This is a genomic window from Brasilonema angustatum, from assembly GCF_059505445.1.
On sequence record NZ_JCACKO010000155.1, the window covers coordinates 24,167 to 44,817 of the forward strand.

Consider the following 20,651-nt stretch of genomic DNA (forward strand, 5'->3'; position numbering starts at 1 on the left):
CCACTAAAGTAACAATGTAGTGTTGTTATCAATAAAGGATGGGGTTCCGCTAGGGGCTACAGCACCATATTTCTCAAAGTAGCGACGCAGTTCTGGTGGAAAGTTGGGATAATCAAACACAGCATCTCCATTCGCCATATCTGCCCAAAACTCGCGTAAGCTGGGAGCTAATTCTGTTGCCTGGGACATTGGCAGGTTTAAGGGAGGCAGAGTGAGGAACTTGACGAGAAAGGGAAAACTGCGATCGCCCATCCACTTCTTAGATGTCTGTTGCAAGTTCGGGAAATCAGGAACTGATTGTACTCTATGCGATAAAATTTGCAACCATGCATTACCGTAATTATCCTGGTGGCACTCTAATATCCGGTAAGGATGAGGATAGCTGACTAAAGAACCTGTTGTTATATCGTATACACCATCCTCATAAGCAACATCTTGAACGTGCAAGTGTCCTGTGAACACCAGCCGAACGCCGTACCGCTTTAGGATTTGTAATAGTTCTGTTGCATTTCCTAACATATAGCGATTTGCCATTGGGTGGCGTGATTGATTAGGCAGGTGTTCAACAACATTGTGATGCACCATGACTAAGACAAATTCATCACCAGTCCCAGCTAAAACTTCTTCTAACCACTGTAGCTGTTGAGTATCTAACCGTCCTATCTGCTGTCCTTCGTCGTCAAAACAGTTAGAATTCAAACCGATAAGCCTAACACCTGGCAGTAACTGACAAGTGTAGTAAAGTTGGTCAGTATCCTCGTAGCCAAACTTGCGGTAATAGTGCGGAAAATCTGAGATCGCAATGGATTGCTCATTCGCCTTTACAACAGGAACATCATGATTACCAGGAACAACATAACTAGGAAAGGGAAGCTGTGCTAAGCGTTCTTGCAACCAAGCATGATTTTCTGGTTCGCCGTGCTGGGTTAAATCTCCTGGAAGCAAAAGAAAATCTATATTAAGTTGTGTTAAATGTTCTAGTACACTTTCAAAGGCGGGGATGCTAACTTCCACCAAATGAAAACGACTGGGATGATTCCAGATTGTATGGGGAAGCGCAAGGTGTAAGTCGCTAACTACAGCAAAGCGAAAATTTGAAATCATTGATTTTATGACAATCTCAAAAGTAGGGTGTAAAAAACTCTTTTTAGAAAGAGTATAACCCTTGCTTTGCCACGCTGCTTGCCAGTGATCTCGCTTAACATTTGTACATAAAATCTGTCAATTTTTCTTGTTGATCAAGAAAAAGGCAGAATTTGAGCGAAATATTGGCGATTTTTCTGGTTTGTCTAACTAATTTTGTTGCAGCTAACCAACATACTTGACGTTAGCGATATATCGCGATACAAATAAGATATGTTGAACAAAAAAGAAAATTATCCTATGCATGACCGAATAAGATTACATGAGCCACAGGGCGAACATGATGAGCACAGACACGGACACCATCCTCACAGAGGAGAAGGTGGACGCAGAGGCAGAGGAGGACCTCCCAATCCAGAGGGCGAACATGATGAGCACAGACACGGACACCATCCTCACAGAGGAGAAGGCGGACGCAGAGGCAGAGGAGGACCTCCCAGAAGAGGAGAGGGCAAAGTCCGGCGTGGTGAGGCGCGTTACCTACTTCTTGACGCACTGCGCGACGAACCCAAACACGGGTATGAGATTATCAAAGCGCTGGAAGAGCGATCGTCTGGACAGTACGCCCCTAGCCCTGGCACAGTCTATCCAACCCTGCAATATCTAGAAGATATGGGGCTGGTGCGTGCCGATCAAGAAGCCGCGCGGCGCGTCTATCATCTAACCGATACTGGTCGAACCGAGTTGGAGGTTCACGCGCAGGAAGTGGAAGCTTTTTGGGCGCGATTTACTGAACCTAAGACATCTGACGCCATTCGAGCCGAAATCGGTTTTCTGGAGGACGAATTAGAACACTTGATGCGGACAGTATGGGGCGGCTTACGAAATGCCCTGAACCGAGATGATCAAAAGACAGTCCGTCGTGTCCGCGAAGTGATTGAACACTCCCAAAATGAGGTGCGGCGCATCCTTACAGAACCCGACAGCTTAAGAGACAATCAGGAATAACCGTATTTTTTTGATTGTTTTTGATTGACAGATATTGGGTTTGGTGAAAAGGAGAGTCAATTTTGGCATTTGTTAGAGTCCGTCAACACGTTAATCCGCTTGCGCAAAAGTATCAAACACTGATCAATCCCCTAGACTGGGAAAAAGTTTACGCCAAGCCAAAAGCACCGCTACATCTGGATATTGGATCTGCACGAGGGCGCTTTTTGTTAAGTATGGCGAAAATTGAACCAGACTGGAATTTTCTAGGTTTAGAAATTCGGGAACCTTTGGTAGTGGAAGCGAATAAGTGGCGGGATGAGTTGGGACTGACAAATCTCCATTATGTGTTTTGCAATGTGAATAACTCATTGCGATCGCTTTTCTCTTCCTTACCTAAAGAAAGTCTACAACGCGTCACAATTCAATTTCCCGACCCCTGGTTTAAAAACCGCCATGCAAAACGGCGAGTCGTCCAACCAGAATTAGTTGCAGAACTGGCAGAATTTATAGTACCTGGGGGTATTGTATTTTTGCAATCGGATATTGAGTTTGTGGCGATGGAGATGTGCGATCGCTTTACAAATCATCCCGCTATTCAAAGACTTGGTACAGGAGAATGGCTAGCCCAAAATCCGCTACCAGTTTCCACAGAACGAGAGATAGGGACAATCAACAAGGGTGAACCTGTTTATCGTGCTTTGTTTGAAAAAGTGAGATGAACGGGGAGAAGTTCTTGATTTGGTAATACGTCTCACTTAGGGTGCACAGATGGTTTTGACTTGCCCACTGATTAACTCGAAATTGCGGTAGTGTGTAGCGCCACCGCAATTTTAGAGTGCTTGGATAAGCCGAACGCTTGACGCTACGCACATCGCCTGAATCAGTGGTTGCTTTTGACCCAGAATTTGATCATCCCCAATTTGGGTGTAAAGAAATTGTATTTAATTTTCATAGAACCTTGCGGTAGGTGGGAAACTCAGAGTCTTTAGACCTGAGAGGAAAACGACACGAGCGACTTTAGTCGCCTTGTTCCATTACCGCCTTGGGGTTACTTAAATTGGTGTGCTTTTGTAATACACTTTCAATGGGACAGTTACCATTCCAATTTGTTCGCCCTGTACGCATAACGGTTTTGCTCCGTAGAGCCTTCCCTTGCGGGAGTAAAGTTAGCTTCGACAATGTTAACGGTCGGTACTTTCTGAAAGACACTGACTTAACCCAATAAATCTGTTTAATCCTTCAGTTCTAGAGCAAGGAACTAGCTTCGCATCCCTTGGTAGGTCTTTAACTCTTGCCGTTAACGTAGTTCAATTAAAAACTTAGTCTGGTCAACTGTAGTCAAAGTCTTAGGCTAGAAGCCCAGTGTCTTTAGACCTGGGTTGTTGACTAATCTTACAATTCCTCCCCAGAGGCTGACTAATTTGGAGAAAGACCTTTTGATTCTAACCATTCATGGTTGAAGATGCGTGACTGGTAACGGGAACCGCTGTCACATAAGATAGTAACAATAGTGTGTCCTGGTCCCATTTGTTTTGCTAAAGCAACAGCTGCTGCGACATTTATACCTGTAGAACCACCCATGAATAAGCCATCTTTCCGTAGTAACTGATAAACAACCTTTATAGCTTCGTTGTCATCAATCTGGACAGCGTCATCACTAGGCGCGCCTTCCATATTGGCGGTGATACGACTATTGCCAATGCCTTCAGTAATAGAATTACCTTCAATATTGATTTCGCCTGTTTTAATGTAGCTGTAAAGTCCGCTGCCTTTTGGGTCAGCTACAACACACTTAATTGCTGGATTTTTTTCTTTCAAATACATTGCTACACCAGCAAAAGTTCCACCAGTGCCTGTTGAAGCGACCCAAGCGTCAACTTTACCATCTGTTTGTGCCCAAATTTCTGGCCCTGTGGTTTCGTAATGGGCGTGGCGGTTTGCTAAGTTATCAAACTGATTTGCCCAAATAGCATTTTCCATTTCGCCAGCTACTCTACCAGAGAGTTTGACATAATTGTTGGGGTCTTTATAGGGTACAGCTGACACAGGGCGAACTTCTGCACCTAATGCCCTCAAAGCATCCATTTTCTCTTGGGATTGAGTGTCAGGAATTATAATCAGGCATTTATAACCTTTGGCGTTGCATATATGTGCCAATCCAATGCCGGTATTACCAGCTGTTCCTTCTACGACTGTGCCACCAGGTTTTAGTAAACCTTTTTCTTCGGCATCTTGAATAATATAAAGTGCTGCCCTATCTTTCACGGAACCACCAGGGTTGAGAAATTCTGCTTTACCAAGAATTTCACACCCAGTTTCGTCACTAAAGCTGTTTAAACGAATAAGTGGTGTTTGACCTACAGTATCTACAAAGCCGTTTCTGATATCCATGTTTAAACTTCTTGGTGGAGACTATACTTTTGGTCATCAGGCGTGAGACCTTGTTGACCCTATACTGATTTTAGAGAGGTCTTTGTTCTAAGATTCAGACTTTAGCCCTACACATTCAAAAATTTTCAAACGTCAATCAGTCACTGCAGTCTACTGTTAATCCTAAGCTAAAGTACAGCAGCTGTACCATGCTGAAATTTTTATAAACATTCTTCTCACGTTTTTTTACATTTGTCACAATTTAGGAGACAAGAGGGCAGTTATTATACGTGTAAGTACTGGTAAAAAAATTGTTGATATCTTCAATCTTAGCCCATATTTATGGATATCTTACAGGAGATGATATAAAAGGGGGTGATACCTCGCTAGTCAACGAAAATTTACATTTAAGTTTCTAAGCTAAGTCTTGTAGATAGCAAATATCATGCTTCGCATACTCCTAATCGATAACAAGTTTGATGTGCACTTGTCGATAACACAGCAACTCAAGCAAGAGTTTTCTTCCATAGAAGTTACCTCAATTATTCATGCTAAGAGTTTTGAGGAAGCGCTAGCAGTAGGTGATTTTGATATTGCAATTACTGACTACTCTCTACAGTGGACTAATGGCTTAGAGGTTTTAAAAACCATTAAAACTAAATATCCAAACTGTCCTGTGATTATGTACACTGATAGCGGCAACGAAGAAATTGCTGTCTTAGGGATAAAGTCTGGGCTAAGTGATTATGTCTTAAAGGGAAAGCCAGATCTGCTTGTGATTGCAATTAGGGAAAGTTTAGAAAAGCAGACATCACTTGACGAGTATGCTGTTGCTGTTGAGCAATTACGAATCAGTGAAGAGCGTTTAGACCTGGCAATGGAAGCTGCTCATCTGGGCACTTGGGACTGGAACGTACCAACAAATCAAGTAATTTGGTCTAAAAATCATGAAAAATTATTTGGTTTACCATCAGGAAGCTTTCTAGGAAGTTATGAAGGATTTCTTTCCTGCGTTCATCCAGAAGACAGAGAACAAGTTTCTGAAGCTGTTACTTCTGCCATGAATGCAAAAACAGACTACAAGAATGAATTTCGCGTTCTTTGGTCTGATGGAAGCGTTCATTGGATCTTAGGTAAAGGTAATTTTTTTTATGATAATACAGGTCAGCTTATGCGCATGATTGGAGTGGTGTTGGACATCACTGAGCGCAAGCAGCGGGAAGAAGAACTGGAGCGAGCAAATCGCTTAAAAGATGAATTTCTTGCGATTGTTTCCCACGAACTTCGCACTCCTTTAAACGCAATTTTAGGTTGGGCACAGTTATTACGTAGCCGCAACTTTGATGAAGCAACTAGAAATCATAGTTTAGAAATTATTGAACGCAGTGCCCTTCAACAGAACCAGTTAATTGATGATATTCTTGATACTTCTCGCTTAATGCGAGGGCAAATGCAGCTATCTATATCTCCTATCAATTTAGTCAGTGTGATTGAGAACGCGCTCAATACTATAAAGTTATCAGCAGAAGAAAAATCCATTACTTTGGAATCCGTACAAGAGTGCTCAGTCGCGGTAGTGATGGGAGATGAAAATCGCTTGTATCAAATTGTTTGGAATTTACTTTCCAATGCAATAAAGTTCACCCCAGTGGAAGGACGAGTGAAAGTGAGGCTGTCAATTAGCGCTGAGTCAAACTCTTGTGACTCACCACTCAAAACTCAACAACAAGAATCCTATGCCACTTACGACAACCGAGAGCTTGAGGCTTCCGACGAAGGAGGCAGCCTAGATGAATTCCGCGACTTGAACCGACTAAAGTTGGAGTTAAAAGACTTGGGGCTTTCCATTCCTAAGGGTTGGGGGGCTTCGGGGTGCTTGCTTCCAAGCTCCCTTGGGATTTCCTCCAAATACCCTACGCGAACACAGTCCCCTAGGGCGGAATATCCACCTGCAGGGCTGCTTCACTCCAACACAGTGGCTGCTCAAGGCTCAGAACCTTCCGAGGTTCTGAGCGGAGTAAACTTCGGCTCAAACAACTCTTGGCAACACACTGGCTTCTGGGCAGTCATTCAAGTCAGCGATACTGGTGAGGGCATCAATTCTGAGTTTCTACCTTATGTGTTTGAACACTTTCGTCAAGCTGATAGCACAATGACACGTTCCAATAATGGACTTGGTTTGGGATTAGCGATTGTTCGGCATCTCGTGGAATTGCACGGGGGTAGAGTTACAGCAGAAAGTCAAGGAAAAGCAAAAGGAGCAACCTTTACTGTCAAGCTGCCACTTGTAGAAGTGAATACACAACAGCGAAAAGTCACTCGTGAAATAACTTCTGATCACTCACACCTAAATGACGTACAAATCCTTCTGGTCGATGATGATACTGATAATTTGGAACTACTCGAAGAAATTTTGCAAGGTGCAGGCGCAAAGGTGGTCGCTGTTCCATCCGCCAATGCAGCTTTACAAGTTATGAAAGACTTCAAATTTGATGTACTCATTAGTGACATTGGAATGCCACAAACGAGTGGTCATGCTTTGATTCGTCAAGTCAGGCTCAAGGAGGTGGGGCAAACCCAGAGAATTCCCGCTGTTGCACTCACTGCTTATAGCAGAGAAGAAGACAAACTTGAAGCACTGGAGGCAGGATTTCACATTTTCTTGCCCAAGCCAGTTAACCCTGTAGATTTAATGGGTGCAATATCTAGTCTTTTGGAATAAGAAGAGAAAACTCAACAACTCCACAGTAATTTGCATGCACGAAGCCAACCCAACGCCTAACGAGAATCCAGTTGAGGAGAGCGGGAAACGTCGGTGTAGAGTTGCATCTATCCCGGACGGGTTCGGCAGTTGCTAAGAAAGCGGGAAGCCCTCCGGGGATGACCTTCGGTCACGCTGCGATAGCCGTAAGGCGTGGCGGAACGCCATAGAGCGGGGGTTCGCAATCGACGGGAAGCGGAGCCACTGCGTTGGACGGGTTTCCCGGCTTGAAGCAAGTGGCGTCCAAGACTGCGACCCCCTCATCGCCTCCGGCGTCTACAAGTCGGGAAACCCGACGGCACATGCTTCAAGTCGGCATAGCCGCCCAACGCACTGCCTCCCCAACGCACTGCCTCACAGCAACGCAGCCTGGTACACCACTTGCTACAAGGACGGAGCCGATACTACTCACCTACGGAGGGTTTCCTTGTGGAGCTTACGCTCCCCAAGGCAGTGGCTCCTCATCTCCCTATCTCCTCACCTTCCTTTTGCCGCGACTCCAACCATATGGGCACAGCAATCACAGCAGCTAGAATCAGCAATGCTAAAATTGCAAATTGACTAACCCAAGTAACTAATTGTTCCAGGGAAATGATTCTTCCAGCAAAGAAAGCAAGTGTCACCATAACACTAGCCCAGGCGATCGATCCTGCGAGGTTGTATATCATGAATTTGCCAAAGGACATCTCAACAATTCCAGCAAGTGGTGCGGCAAAAATTCGCAGCAAAGCTAGAAAACGTCCAAAAAACACTGCTTTAGAAGCATTCTCGCTAAATTGTTCTCTTATAATCAAAAGTCTAGCTTCAGAAACCCTAAACAATCTACCTAGGCGCACAAGCAAAGACCAGCCGCCAGTTCTACCAATCCAATAACCACAGATACCTCCCATAACAGCACCTGAAATGGCGTCACCCAGAACTAGCCAGTAACTAAGTTCCTTACTGCCAGCAAGAAAGCCCCCAACCAAAGTGACGGTTTCACCTGGAAGAGGAATCCCTAAATTCTCCAACAATATTCCCAAAAAAATTGCCCAATATCCATATTCATGAGCAACTTTCTGGATGTTTTCTAGTGATATAAATTCAAGAGACATCCAGCTCCGTTATCTTTACAAATTTTTACTTTTATTCTATGTTGACTCTTTTGTGGGCTAGGTGTCAATTGCGTCGTTCTACAAAATTCCGAATCCAGAGTCAAAAATTAATAGTTGCTATTGATTTTTGACTCTTGCTGCTTAAAATACCACATCCGTACACTTACTAGCCTTAAACAATTTCTTTTTATATAAAATTTATATTTTCATGAGGAAATTGTAAAAATTTGGTAAAAGATACGGTTGTTACCGAAATTATCATATGGTTATGCCTATATTGGGTAAAGTCAGGACAAATTATACGGCATAAATACTGAAATTCTCTGTCTTAACCCAATCGCTGCGAGTTTCCAGGAAACTGAATTAAGCAGCATTTTTTACGGTTAAGAGAAGATCAGCAGTTGTGTCTGTTTTCTGCATTTTTTGTAACAATGTTTCAACTACCCAGTAAGATTCATGACTATCACATCAAATTGTCAAGTTGTTTTGTTTAAACCCGAAGGACGTATAGACTTACAGGGTGGTATCGCTCTTAGCGAAAAAATGTCCGCCATAGTTCCTCAGCGTAATCAACTCTGGGTTATTGACCTAGTCAAAGTTGATTTCATGGATAGTTCTGGCTTAGTTTCCCTAGTCAAAAGCTTAAAGTTGGCACGTCAAAGTGGTTGTCGCTTCGTTCTTTGCAATGTTCAAGATCCCGTTAGGTTAGTTTTGGAACTGACTCAGCTAGATTCAGTATTTGAAATCTTTCACAATTACGAAGACATTTTCACCGTTATTCAAGAAAAAAGTTTAGTTACAGTCGCTTGAAACCAGATTGGGCGATGGGAATGATATTCAAGTCGAGTAGCGGCTTGGCTGTAAGGCAATACCAATGGCAGGTGAATAAATCTGGCTTTTGAACACCAACGCTACTCAAAGCAGGTGCAGTGGGAAATGGCCAAAGACGGTCAAAATAAATTTCACTTTTTTTCAGTCCAAACTGTATCAAATATGTAGCCGGTGGTGCTAATAAAAATTGCAGGAGATTATGTGCCATGTAATACAAGCTTTGACGCAACACATCTGATAAATGTAGAGGTTGGTAATAAGTTAAGTCAGACGCCAGTAAATTATCTGGTAATTTTTCTCCATTGAATTCCTCTGCTAAAGTAATAGCCTCACCATACAGAGGTCCATAAGCCGTCAGAACCACTGGCAACCAATAACTACCATCGCCAATGGCTACTTGCATGTGTTGTGCTAATTTGTGACGTAACCCAGGAATATCCCGACAAGCTTTAATAATTCCTTCAAACGGCACTACCAGATTTTCAGGCAAACAGAGGGTTAAAGGGCAATAAATAATCTCCTGCAATTCGGAAGACGTTTGTAAATCCCAGGGCTGGAATCCCAGTCGTTGGTCAATAGAAGTCAGATTATTCACCGCAACCACTTGTACGGAGGTTGCTTGCGTCCCGTCTTCAGCAATCGCCATCTCTATTGCAGATAACATCCTGCTTACGGTGGGAGATTGTATGATTTCTCTCCCATCGGATTCGATTACTACTAAGACTTTACGCATTGCTTGTAGAGATATTATTTTGAGGGGAGGCTACCCGAGGAAAATTTGGCAAATCTATCCCACCGTGAGAATCGGTACGGGTTTTCAGCGCCAGACGGTAACTTACACTCTGAAGTTCTGCCTGGAGTTGGCGATTCTCGCGTTGTAGAATTGCTACTTTTTCTCTAACAGGAGTCATGCGCTCCTCAAATTTACGACGATAGATTTGAGGCAACTCTTGTACAACTTGCTCAAGCATCCGACTGCGATCGCTCAATTCTTGCACGGACTGCCGCAGTTGATAAATCTCAGCGTCACGCGCTGAGATTTGCTCTTGATAAAAACTCACTTGCTGCTCTACAGCTTGTAATTGTTCTCGTAATTCTTGCAGCTGAGTTTGATCACGCTCAGACATTTCGCTTTGGGGCATAAAGTTAGTGTTGCCCTTAACCAGTCGGAAGAGTTCTTGAGACAGTTGTTGTACTAGCTGATCCCGAAACTGCAATTCTTGGCGTAGGTTCGAGGCTTCTGCATACAGGTCTTGAATAGAGGTATCATTTTGACTCACAGTGGCTTACAGCTCCCATTCAGAACTTTTCGTTTTTCATCTACTACTGCGGCAATTAGACATTTGTCAATTGACATATTTTTATAAGTAAAATTAGCGAGATTTTTTTGTAAAATCTGCTTCATCTGATTTGTCTATACGGTAGCTTGAGGCGCTAACTATTATACCATTAGTTTGAAGATTGTGTAAAAAAATCCTAGATACCTGAAATACACTGACGCGGCTCATTTCCTCTGGCTTGAGCACCAAACTTGAGGGCAACAGAGCCGCGTGAAGAATTAATGAATCAAAAGCTTCTAAGCAGCGGGGATTGTTGCTTGAGCTTGTACCTCTTTGACCTCTTGCTTGATAGTCAGGTAGCGAATCACTTCTTCGCTCAGACGCATAGAGCGCTCCATAATAGCAATCACATTGCCAGGTCCAGTGTAATTCATTTGTATGTAGATGCCATCTCTTTGCCTATTAATTTCATAAGCAAGACGACGTTTACCTCGATTTTGAATCTGGAAATTGTCTGCTCCGTGTTCCCGCAGCAAGTTCTCATATTTAGCGATCGCCTGCTCTACCTGTTCATCAGTCAGATCAGGACGGAGGATGTACATTGTTTCGTAAACGATTTGCATGGTTTTTATCTCCTCATGGACTACATGGCTGCCGATAGTTAACTTGTATTGATAGTCGCGATTGACGATACCAACACCAATCAACATTACAAAGCAGCAAGGAACTTTTTGACGTTCTCTCGTGCAATGGGGTTGCCGGGATACTTGCTCACTTTTAGGAATTGTTTATCCTTTTTCCGAGCGAGCTATACGGATTGCTTGGGGGAGGGCGTCTCCCAACTACTATATCTTTGTCTTTGGTAAAAGATATGGTTTTTGTACTTTCCGTTCCATTTTTACTAACATTTGAAGAGCAAAAACTTCCTGCTTCAACCGAGACTGTCGGCAGCACCTCGTCCACAGGCACACACGACAGAACTCGCCGCGTATTTCAATATATTTATTGCCGCGTTCAAATCGCGGTCAATCTCTAAGCCCTTCAGGTTTTATAATCTTACCAGCTTTTCATTTTTATGCGGAGCTTAATCGCTCATTGAAATATTACACACTGGCGGTTTGATTCCACAAAAGGATACTAATCTAATGGTTATGGCGCAGCGGTATGTGCGAGTTCAAAATCTAGAAGGGCAAGTATACTATGGCTTGCTACAACTGTCTTTTAAGGTACAGGTGCTAGATGCTGCACCTTGGCTACAAGGGCAACTCACCGATTTAATTTTGGAACCAGAAAGTTATCAAATCTTGGCTCCCTGCGCTCCTTCTAAAATTGTAGCGGTAGGTAAAAACTATGCAGAGCATGCGGCAGAAATGGGAACAGAAGTACCCACCGAGCCTTTGCTCTTTCTCAAGCCGCCTACATCTATCATCGCTTCACTGGAAGAAATTCAGTATCCACCGCACTCGCAGCGAGTGGACTATGAAGGAGAACTAGCCCTAGTGATTGGCGATCGCACTATCAAGTGTACACCTGAGGAGGCTCAAACAAAGATTTGGGGTTACACCATTGCTAATGACGTGACAGCGCGGGATTTACAAAAACGGGACAGTCAATGGACGCGAGCCAAAGGTTTCGATACGTTCTGCCCTTTGGGACCGTGGATTGTCCGAGAAATCAACCCCGGAGCTAGATTGCAGACTTTTTTGAATCAGGAGGCAACTCCTGTACAATCTGCCTGTATTGACCAGATGGTGTTTCCCCCAGATTTTCTCGTCTCCTACATCTCTCAGGTAATGACGCTACTTCCGGGGGACGTTGTACTAACAGGTACACCATTAGGGGTAGGACCATTAAATCCTGGCGATCGCCTTCGTGTGGAAATTGAAGGTATTGGTCGCTTAGAAAATACTGTCAGAGCTAGTATTGAATAGCTCGTTTTCTAATTGGTACGATTACTACTGGACACGTAAATCCAGCTTTACCTATTGCTCAAAAGCTTGTATAACGTGCTCACTAAGTTTGATGGTAATCACTCAATGAATTATATATGTGCCAATTAGAATATGAGGTGTGTCAGTAGCTTCAATTTTACCCTTAAACCCCCTGGTTCATGAGACTTTACATTGAACGGGTTTTTGGTTTAAGTACTGCCTGCAAAGGATAGATAGTTTTAAGGCGCGTCTGAGAAACAGGAATCTCCCTGCCTTTAGGCGGGAGAGACGTCAACTCCTGACCTTAGTGGGATGACCTCAAATGTGGAACACCTATTATGGTAACTTTATGTCACGACTAAGCCATCTCTGACATGAATTGTGCGTTTGGTTTGAGCAGCAACATCAGGTTCGTGAGTTACGATGACTATGGTGATGCCTTGGTTATTTAAATCAGTGAGTAAATCCATGACATCTTGAGATGTTTTGGTGTCTAGAGCTCCTGTGGGTTCGTCTGCGAGTACAAGAGCAGGATTATTGACAAGAGCACGGGCGATCGCAACTCGCTGTTGTTGTCCCCCTGAAAGTTGGCTAGGACGGTTATGCAAGCGCTCTGCTAGTCCTACCCTAGTCAAAGCTTGAATTGCCCGTTGGCGTCGTTTCGGTTTTGGCACATTGGCATAAACCATTGGCAGCATAACATTCTCAAGCGCGGTGGAACGTGCCAACAAATTGAACTGTTGAAACACAAAGCCGATGCGCCGATTACGAATATAAGCGAGTTCATCATTAGCCAATGTGCTTAAATTGCGCCCCTCCAGAATATAGTATCCAGCGGTTGGACGATCAAGGCAACCAATAATGTTCATCAACGTGGACTTCCCAGAACCAGACATCCCCATAATGGCGACGTATTCTCCTTCTTCAATGGATAAGTCAATTCCCTTGAGAATCGGAAGTTCCATCTCATCTAAACGGTAACTTTTCGTAATCGATTCCATCCAAATCATAGTTGCAGCCATTTTAGTCACTCCGTAATTCAATTTTGGATTTTAGATTTTGCGAAAAGTTTGAGCGGTGAGTCCAGCCCCCGTCTTGGCGGTTTCCGTCACGATCGGGGACTGGCGAACCCGGAGGGAGGTTTCCTCCGCTCAAACTTTTCAAGACGGATTTTGGATTGATCTCACGGATGAATCCGGAGGCTTGAGAATTTTAGATTTTATAGGACTTACGCACGAGTTACGAAAGAACAAGACTATAAGATTGCTTCCGGACGTCGCAATTACACAACTACATTTCCCTTGCGTAAGTCCTGTTTTGGATTGCTTCCACAGATCTGACTTTTCACGGCATGTGGAATAGTCAGCAAAGCTAACCCTAATTAAGATTAGCTTTGAAATTTACTCGGTTCATGAATTAGGCTTGTTGCCATCGCCCGGAGGACGAGGTGGAATTCCCAAAGCCTCAGTCAACTGTTGTTCTGTCACACCCAGCTTTGTGGCTGCACCTTTAATATCAAGACGGCGACGAGGACGACTCTCACCTGAATTACTCGGCGGTTGGGCTGGCACTCCTAGAGCTTCTTTCAACTGTGCTTCAGTCACTCCCAATTTCTGGGCTGCTGCTGCAAAATTTGGGCGGGGTCGATTTCCCCTCGGTCGCTTTTGTTCCCCATTCGGTTGCGATGAATCTTGTGCCAGTAAATCCGGCTGACTGGCTGTTGTATGATCTGCTTTAGCCAAACCACAAGCTCCAATCAGAAGAGGAATAGCTGATACTGCTAACAACTGATGAATTTTCATAAACAATAAACCTCTTCATCTTGGAGGTATCGAGATGTCTATAGTTCCAATAACATCAATCCAAGATGACAGCTTGCCCCTTGTCTGAATTACAATTTTGTAATCGATATAAATACAGCTATTGTGGCTTTGGCAAAAATCTTATACCAATTTGAAAAAAGAATGCGACAGATGGAATGTTACAAGCAATTACCAGTAAGTCTTTTACAATCACGCCAGTTCGCTCAAGTCGGGAGACTTGCCCACGCGACTGGCTCCAAAATCTAAAATCCAAAATCCAAAATGGTATTAGTCTTTATTTGCTTTATAGATAGTTCAAAACATCAAAGTTTTGGATGACCATCAAAAAACCATGCATATCCTGTTCGTCGAAGATGAATCAAGAATAGCAAACTTCGTCCGAGCCGGACTGAAGGAACAGGGGATTGTCGTTGATTATTGCGACAACGGTGATGATGGATATATCAGAGCAATGGAAAATGAGTATGATGTAATCGTGCTCGACATCATGGTTCCAGGCAAGGATGGGCTATTTATCCTCAAACACCTACGACGAGAAGGGCGTAATGTACCGGTGATTTTGTTGACTGCTCGCAATGAACTGGATGATCGACTTGAAGGTTTGAATCTTGGGGCGGACGACTATATCGCCAAACCATTTTTTGTAGAGGAGTTGGTTGCCCGCATTCATGCTGTAGTGCGTCGGAGTATGGGCGATCGCCAAAATTTGTTGTGTGTCGGATCGCTCAAATTAGATCGTATCACGCGCGAAGTTACCTGTAATCAACAGATAGTAGAACTCACTACCCGCGAGTTTAATCTCCTGGAATATCTGATGCGTTCTCCCGGACGAGTCTTTACCCGTATGCAAATCCTGGAACATGTCTGGGGTTATGATTTCAACCCCAATACCAACGTCGTTGATGTATGTATCCAAAGGATTCGCAAAAAGATTGACCCGATTAGTGGAACGGTTTGGATTGAGAGTGTACGGGGAGTTGGGTATCGTTTCTCTAAGCCAGAGTCTTGATTCTTGACAACTCTAGTCACGAGTTCCGCTATAAGCAGCTTGGGAGATCAGGGGAATTTCAGCGTAGAGTCCTCTTACGGCTTGAACAATACTATATATTGATGCACCGACAACTGCCAGGAAAATCAAGGTAAACATCACACTTTGAAACAAAGGTACTGATATTGAGGCACCCTGTTGCACAATACCTATAAGTTCTAAAACTGCCCCGCACAAATAAGCAAATATAGACAGCAAAAGAGCTTGCAAGGTATGGAACCGGACAAAGTGTTGAATTTTTTCGTTTCTCACAACCAGAAGGTATAAAGCAAAGAAAATGATGAGGCTAGCAAATGGTATTCCATAATACAGTTGAATCAGAGGAATAAAAGGTATGTAGAGCGATCGCAACAAAGGCAGCTGAGCAAAATTACTAACTTCAATAAAAGGTAAAAGATAAGGCAAGCAAGACAAAAGGCGATCTTGAACTGTGCTACCTCCGCGCCAAGCCATCTTGATTTCTCCTGTGGTTAAATGTTGATGTTACTATGCCAAGGATAACGCAGTTAATTAGGTAGAGGATAAAGTCTCTACCATTAAGCATAGTTGTTGGTCATTCAATATTAGCAACTCGAAAACCCATGACACACTCATACTGGTCTGGTTGCTGTTCAGTCAGTTTGCGAATAGCTTGACCACAATGGAGTTTACCTTTACGCCACCGGGGTTGACCACTTCCGTCAGCAAGTAAACAAGATTGGCATACTTGTTGAGGAGCGAAAATTTGGTTATCCATGAGAATTACTAGCATCCTATTTCTCCTATCAATCCTGAGGATGACCCACATGTACCCAGGGGGAGAAAACTGGTAAGGATGGCAATAAATGCTGTAGCGGATGGTTCGTCCGTTATGCTGGACGTTGTTACATCTGTTACATTTTTGTCTGTCTTTGCCCAACCTCCCATGCTCACTTTGGAAGAATGTGGATCATGACAATCTGATCAAAATTTATATGTTGAGTTTAGTTTATTGTACGTTGTTTTTTTTGGGTTTGTAGTTAAAAGTAATACATAAATTAATTTATAAATTCTTTGACCTTGGATGAATATCTTGATGAAGAAGAATTGACACTTTCGGTGCCAAAAAGACAGGGAATTCTTGCTAAGCCCTAGCCTACCCCGATTTTAGGTCACTACACTGCTCTATACTTGTTGATAAAAATTATTATTGACAGTCATAACCATGACTATTAGCCTGACGCAAAAAGATAATTTGGAACTGTGGGTGGAAGCTGCCAAAAATCGTGTACCCAAACGTGCGCGAGAGCCATTTGAATCGTTATTTGAAATGCCTAAAATAAGGGGCAAGGGCTATGCGCGAAGTATTGAGGTACATCCCAAACTGGTGATTTCGATTTCGGATTACGAAAATCACGAGGATGCGCTGGTTAAGATTCCGACCTGGGATCATCCCGTTCAGTTTGGTGTACTTCTTTCAGGCACGGTAGGAGATTCCCAGGGGCAGTACTTTGGGGAAAGATACATGCTCATTTCTGGTAGCGGTGTACAACGGGGATGGACGGCAGAGTATCGCAGAGGCGAGCGGATTTTAGGGGTCAATATCGAAATGCCTCCTGAGATGTTGGCAACGTTTTTCTTTGGAGAGGATGGACACATCCCCTCAGAGTTGGGTTTTTTGGCCAAAGGTAATGACTGGCAAACGCTGCTTTATCTGGAAACCAATCTAGCAACTCAGACAGTAGCACGACAAATCATACACTGTCCCTACAAAGGGATAATGAAACGAATATATTTACAGACGAAAGCTCTGGAAATGATCACGTTGCAGCTTACCCCGATTTTGGCAGACCAAGGTAGTCTGCAATCATCATCTAGACTAAAAACTTCAAGCATTACCCGGATTCATTATGCAAGGGAGATTTTGCAATCTCGTCTAGAAAATCCGCCATCATTGCCAGAGTTAGGGCAGATGGTGGGGGCGAGCGATCGCACTCTTCAACGCGGATTCCGGCAGCTGTTTGGCATGACTGTATTTGGCTATCTGACAGATAAGCGCATGGAACGGGCAGAGCAAATATTTCGACAAGGTGATGTTACCGTTGCGGAGGTTGCTAACCAAGTTGGCTATTCTCATTTAGGACACTTTGCGATCGCCTTTAAACGCAAATTCGGCATCACCCCCAGCGAATGTTTAGCAGGACAAAAGTCGCTTTCGGGACTATAAGACGTTTTTGGGATAGACTCAACTGCTAGCAATTCTCTATACTCAGCTTTATTGAATTAGATACTACTTGCAAGAAGCCGGATTTTGTCCGAAATCCTGGACTTACCCCACTCTAACCCTCTCCAATGCTTTGGCGAGGGAACTATGTATTTTTGTCCTTTGATGGAGAACCAGTGCAACAACGCGTTTAACCCGCTGTTGTTGCACGAAAAGCGCCTGGGACTATAGGGGGTATTGCAAAGCCATTTAACTATTTGTGGCGTGAGGAAGTCAGAGGAAAACTATGAAATTTAACAAGCTTCTTCCCAGTCTATTACTGAGTGGGGCAATATTGGGGTTGTCCACAACTCCTGGATTAAGTCAAGAAAAATCAACAATTGCAGTTGACAAAAGTATAGCATCTACGAAAACTAGTGCAAACTCGACTCAACAACAACGTTTAGTAAGCAATTCCCGAACCGTAAAACCCATAACAGAGATTCGCTCACTCTCTGAGATAGAGCGTCCGATCACCAGCGCCAGAATGCTAGTACAGTCGCCAACACCACAAGCAACACCGACCTCAGGAGTCGTGGAGGTAACCGGAGTAAAAGCGAACCCCACCGCTAAAGGTGTAGAGATCATTTTACAGACAAACAAAGGGCAGGCGTTACAATTAGTCAATCGCAGTGCTGGTAATAACTTTATCGTAGATATTCCAAATGCTCAACTGCGGCTACCTTCGGGCGATGGATTTAGATTTGGCAGTACGAAACCAGTTGCGGGAATTACCCAAATAACAGTTACGAACTTTGATGCTAAGACCATCCGAGTCACAGTAACAGGTGAGGCGAATGCACCAATTGTCGAGTTGTTTGATAGTCCAAATGAGGGTCTTATCTTCAGTGTTGCCAGTAGTGCACAAAGCCCGCAACAGGGGCAACCTCAAACGCAACAACCACCTGCCCTTAAGCCAGAAAATCAGACACAACCAACTCAACCGTCGGCACAAGGTGATCAGCCAATTGAGTTACTAGTGACGGGTGAACAAGATTCGTATCGCGTACCCAAAGCCTTCAGTGTGACTAAAACTCCTGACACGCCCATCCTCAACGTTCCCTCCTCAATTCAAGTCATCCCCCGTCAAGTCCTCGAAGATCAAAAAATTACGCGGGTGCAGGACGCGGTGAAGAACGTCAGTGGGGTGACTCCCGGAGGCTATGGTTCTCAATCTTATGTCGGTGACAGTTTTATTCTTCGAGGATTTGACAACGGCAGAAGTGGTTCTACGTTTATCAACGGATTCAAGCGTTACATCGGCGCTGGGTACAATGAAACCTTGGATGTTGCCAATGTCGAACAAATCGAAATTCTCAAAGGGCCAGCATCCGTTCTTTACGGTCAGGGAGAACCGGGAGGGATTGTCAACATCACTACCAAGCAACCCCTGTCAACGCCTTACTACAACTTTGAAGGCACCATTGGCAACTTTGATTTCTACCGCCCAACACTCGACATTTCAGGTCCTGTTAACACCGACAAAACGATTCGCTATCGGTTGAATGCGGCCTATCAAAACTTGGGTAGCTTTGTTGACTTTGTGAACACAGAATCAGAATTTGTCGCGCCCGTCATCAGTTTTGATATTGGTAAGAATACTAACCTGACTCTGGAAGGTCAATATTCCAATCTCAGCAAAGTGAGTTTCTTGGGCCTTCCGGCATCGGGTACTCTTGTTGACAACCCCCTGGGAAAACTCCCCCGCTCCCGGTTTTTAGGTGACCCAAACTTGAAAGCATTCGATGAGTGGACTGGAATTGGCTATCGCTTGCAACACAAATTTAGCGACAACTGGTCTATCCGCAATGGGTTCACAGCGACGTTTAATAATAATGATCGGGGGTTTACCTTTGGTTTAGGGCTGGAACCAGACAATCGGACATTCAATCGTTCTGGTTCTTCGCTAAAGACCGACACACAGAGCTACTTTTTGCAAACAGATGTCCTGGGGAAAATCCAAACCGGCAGCATCAAGCAAGATTTACTCTTCGGCGTGGAGCTCGGTTGGACTAGTTACAACCTCAAGAGCTTCACAGCATCGGCTGGCGTACCAGCTATCGATATATTTGACCCAGTCTATCAACCGATTCGATATGATACGTTCAGAAATAGTGAGTCTGCTTCTAATAATTTGGTCGGGGTTTACGGCCAGGATCTGATCTCAATTGGAGACCAGCTCAAAATTTTGCTGGGTGGACGCTTTGATTTTGCCGCAACCAACTACGAAAACTCGATAGGTAGTGTTTCAACTGATCGGGAAGATACTGCCTTCAGTCCGCGTGTGGGAGTCGTTTATCAACCCGTACCGCCGGTTTCTTTATATGCTAGTTGGAGTCGCTCATTCCAACCTTCTGATGCGACCTCCAGAAACCCAAATAACGAAACGTTTAAGCCAACCGAGGGTGAACAGTTTGAAGTCGGGGTAAAGGCGGAATTTCTTGATGGCAAACTTTTCGCCACTCTAGCAGCTTACCAAATTACCAAAGAAAACCTGGCAACAGCCGATCCGAATAATCCAACATTCAGCATCCAGATTGGTGAACAACGCTCTCGTGGCATTGAGTTTGATCTGGCAGGACAAGTTTTACCGGGGTTAAACATTATTGCTAGCTATTCCTACATCGATGCAGAAATTACTAAAGACAATAGCGGTAATCAAGGAAATCAACCCGACAACGTACCCCGACACAGTGGTAGTTTATGGGCAACCTACGAAATTCAACAAGGTGATTTCAAAGGTTTGGGATTTGGCGGCGGTGTCTTTTTTGTCGGTGACAGAAAGGGAGACTTAGCTAATACCCTAAGCGTACCCAGTTACTTGCGGACGGATGCCGCCATATTTTACCGTCGGGATAACTGGCGGGCTGCGTTGAATTTCAAGAATTTGTTTGATGTTAACTATATTGAAAGTTCCTATTATGGCGTGTATTACGGCGCACCATTTACAGTGCAGGGTACGGTATCAGTGCAGTTTTGATTTTGGTTTTGCGTTTTCGTCTATGCTGTGTCCGTTTTTGAACATTTGCACTCACACAAAGGTTTTCAGCTTAAATTGACACCAATGAGCAATGAGTATGCACCCGCCCAGAACTTCAAAATTTTGCATAACCATTTATTGGACAGGCGATAATTGAGTAAGTCGGGATAAATCAATGTCATGAGTTATGAGTCATTAGTCAAGAACTCTTAGACTACAAACTCATGCCTCTAGACAGT

The 20,651-nt window shown here is 43.9% G+C and carries 18 protein-coding genes; 8 read left to right on the top strand and 10 right to left on the bottom strand.

The annotated features are described in order from the left end of the window. Positions 1 to 3: 3 nt before the first annotated feature. Complete coding sequence (locus tag AC5JM2_RS34300) at positions 4 to 1,104, bottom strand: metallophosphoesterase family protein (RefSeq protein ID WP_495840428.1); 1,101 nt, start codon at positions 1,102 to 1,104, stop codon at positions 4 to 6. 279 nt (positions 1,105 to 1,383) lie between these two features. Between AC5JM2_RS34300 and AC5JM2_RS34305 the strand changes: the two genes are divergently transcribed. Next, positions 1,384 to 2,091, top strand: a complete 708-nt coding sequence (locus AC5JM2_RS34305; RefSeq protein ID WP_495840430.1) for a PadR family transcriptional regulator — start codon at positions 1,384 to 1,386, stop codon at positions 2,089 to 2,091. A gap of 62 nt (positions 2,092 to 2,153) precedes the next feature. Next, positions 2,154 to 2,792, top strand: a complete 639-nt coding sequence (trmB, locus tag AC5JM2_RS34310) for a tRNA (guanosine(46)-N7)-methyltransferase TrmB (protein ID WP_495840432.1) — start codon at positions 2,154 to 2,156, stop codon at positions 2,790 to 2,792. Between the two features lie 697 nt (positions 2,793 to 3,489). Here the strand turns inward: trmB and AC5JM2_RS34315 are convergent. Continuing rightward, a complete protein-coding gene (locus AC5JM2_RS34315) occupies positions 3,490 to 4,464 on the bottom strand; it encodes a cysteine synthase A (RefSeq protein ID WP_495840434.1) in 975 nt (324 codons plus the stop codon). 424 nt (positions 4,465 to 4,888) lie between these two features. On the opposite strand from AC5JM2_RS34315, the gene AC5JM2_RS34320 reads away from it, so the two are divergent. Beyond that, a complete protein-coding gene (locus AC5JM2_RS34320; RefSeq protein WP_495840436.1) occupies positions 4,889 to 7,165 on the top strand; it encodes a hybrid sensor histidine kinase/response regulator in 2,277 nt (758 codons plus the stop codon). 500 nt (positions 7,166 to 7,665) lie between these two features. On the opposite strand, the gene AC5JM2_RS34325 is transcribed toward AC5JM2_RS34320, so the two are convergent. After that, positions 7,666 to 8,298 carry a DedA family protein gene (locus AC5JM2_RS34325; protein WP_495840438.1) on the bottom strand — a complete coding sequence of 211 codons (633 nt, stop codon included), beginning with the start codon at positions 8,296 to 8,298 and terminating at the stop codon, positions 7,666 to 7,668. Between the two features lie 456 nt (positions 8,299 to 8,754). Between AC5JM2_RS34325 and AC5JM2_RS34330 the strand changes: the two genes are divergently transcribed. After that, entirely contained in the window at positions 8,755 to 9,108 is a 354-nt protein-coding gene (locus tag AC5JM2_RS34330) for an STAS domain-containing protein (RefSeq protein WP_495840440.1), read from the top strand. Here the strand turns inward: AC5JM2_RS34330 and AC5JM2_RS34335 are convergent. The 3 genes from AC5JM2_RS34335 to rpsF form a co-directional block, all read right to left on the bottom strand. Then, positions 9,095 to 9,862 carry a hypothetical protein gene (locus AC5JM2_RS34335; RefSeq protein ID WP_495840442.1) on the bottom strand — a complete coding sequence of 256 codons (768 nt, stop codon included), beginning with the start codon at positions 9,860 to 9,862 and terminating at the stop codon, positions 9,095 to 9,097. The two genes, AC5JM2_RS34330 and AC5JM2_RS34335, sit on opposite strands and share 14 nt — an antisense overlap. Further along, a complete protein-coding gene (locus AC5JM2_RS34340) occupies positions 9,855 to 10,409 on the bottom strand; it encodes an Npun_F5560 family protein (protein WP_495840444.1) in 555 nt (184 codons plus the stop codon). Before AC5JM2_RS34340 ends, AC5JM2_RS34335 begins: the two co-directional genes overlap by 8 nt. A 296-nt stretch (positions 10,410 to 10,705) precedes the next feature. Further along, positions 10,706 to 11,032 (bottom strand): 30S ribosomal protein S6, encoded by a 327-nt coding sequence (gene rpsF / locus AC5JM2_RS34345; RefSeq protein WP_495840446.1) that lies wholly within the window; start codon positions 11,030 to 11,032, stop codon positions 10,706 to 10,708. 528 nt (positions 11,033 to 11,560) lie between these two features. Here rpsF and AC5JM2_RS34350 point away from each other — a divergent pair. After that, on the top strand, positions 11,561 to 12,340 hold the full coding sequence (locus AC5JM2_RS34350) for a fumarylacetoacetate hydrolase family protein (RefSeq protein ID WP_495840556.1): 780 nt from the start codon (positions 11,561 to 11,563) through the stop codon (positions 12,338 to 12,340). A 347-nt stretch (positions 12,341 to 12,687) separates the two neighbouring features. Here AC5JM2_RS34350 and AC5JM2_RS34355 read toward each other — a convergent pair whose 3' ends face one another. Further along, a complete protein-coding gene (locus AC5JM2_RS34355) occupies positions 12,688 to 13,350 on the bottom strand; it encodes an ABC transporter ATP-binding protein (RefSeq protein ID WP_495840558.1) in 663 nt (220 codons plus the stop codon). 399 nt (positions 13,351 to 13,749) lie between these two features. Then, complete coding sequence (locus AC5JM2_RS34360; RefSeq protein WP_495840447.1) at positions 13,750 to 14,142, bottom strand: hypothetical protein; 393 nt, start codon at positions 14,140 to 14,142, stop codon at positions 13,750 to 13,752. Positions 14,143 to 14,494: 352 nt separating this feature from the next. Between AC5JM2_RS34360 and AC5JM2_RS34365 the strand changes: the two genes are divergently transcribed. After that, positions 14,495 to 15,172 carry a response regulator transcription factor gene (locus tag AC5JM2_RS34365; protein ID WP_495840449.1) on the top strand — a complete coding sequence of 226 codons (678 nt, stop codon included), beginning with the start codon at positions 14,495 to 14,497 and terminating at the stop codon, positions 15,170 to 15,172. Positions 15,173 to 15,184: 12 nt separating this feature from the next. Here the strand turns inward: AC5JM2_RS34365 and AC5JM2_RS34370 are convergent, their stop codons facing one another. Together AC5JM2_RS34370 and AC5JM2_RS34375 are read right to left on the bottom strand one after the other, a co-directional pair. Further along, positions 15,185 to 15,664 (bottom strand): Tic20 family protein, encoded by a 480-nt coding sequence (locus tag AC5JM2_RS34370; protein WP_495840451.1) that lies wholly within the window; start codon positions 15,662 to 15,664, stop codon positions 15,185 to 15,187. Between the two features lie 100 nt (positions 15,665 to 15,764). Then, entirely contained in the window at positions 15,765 to 15,962 is a 198-nt protein-coding gene (locus AC5JM2_RS34375; RefSeq protein WP_495840453.1) for a hypothetical protein, read from the bottom strand. Positions 15,963 to 16,394: 432 nt separating this feature from the next. Here AC5JM2_RS34375 and AC5JM2_RS34380 point away from each other — a divergent pair, with 432 nt between their 5' ends. Then, a complete protein-coding gene (locus tag AC5JM2_RS34380; protein ID WP_495840455.1) occupies positions 16,395 to 17,396 on the top strand; it encodes a helix-turn-helix transcriptional regulator in 1,002 nt (333 codons plus the stop codon). Positions 17,397 to 17,679: 283 nt separating this feature from the next. Next, complete coding sequence (locus tag AC5JM2_RS34385; protein ID WP_495840457.1) at positions 17,680 to 20,412, top strand: TonB-dependent siderophore receptor; 2,733 nt, start codon at positions 17,680 to 17,682, stop codon at positions 20,410 to 20,412. Positions 20,413 to 20,651: the final 239 nt, after the last annotated feature.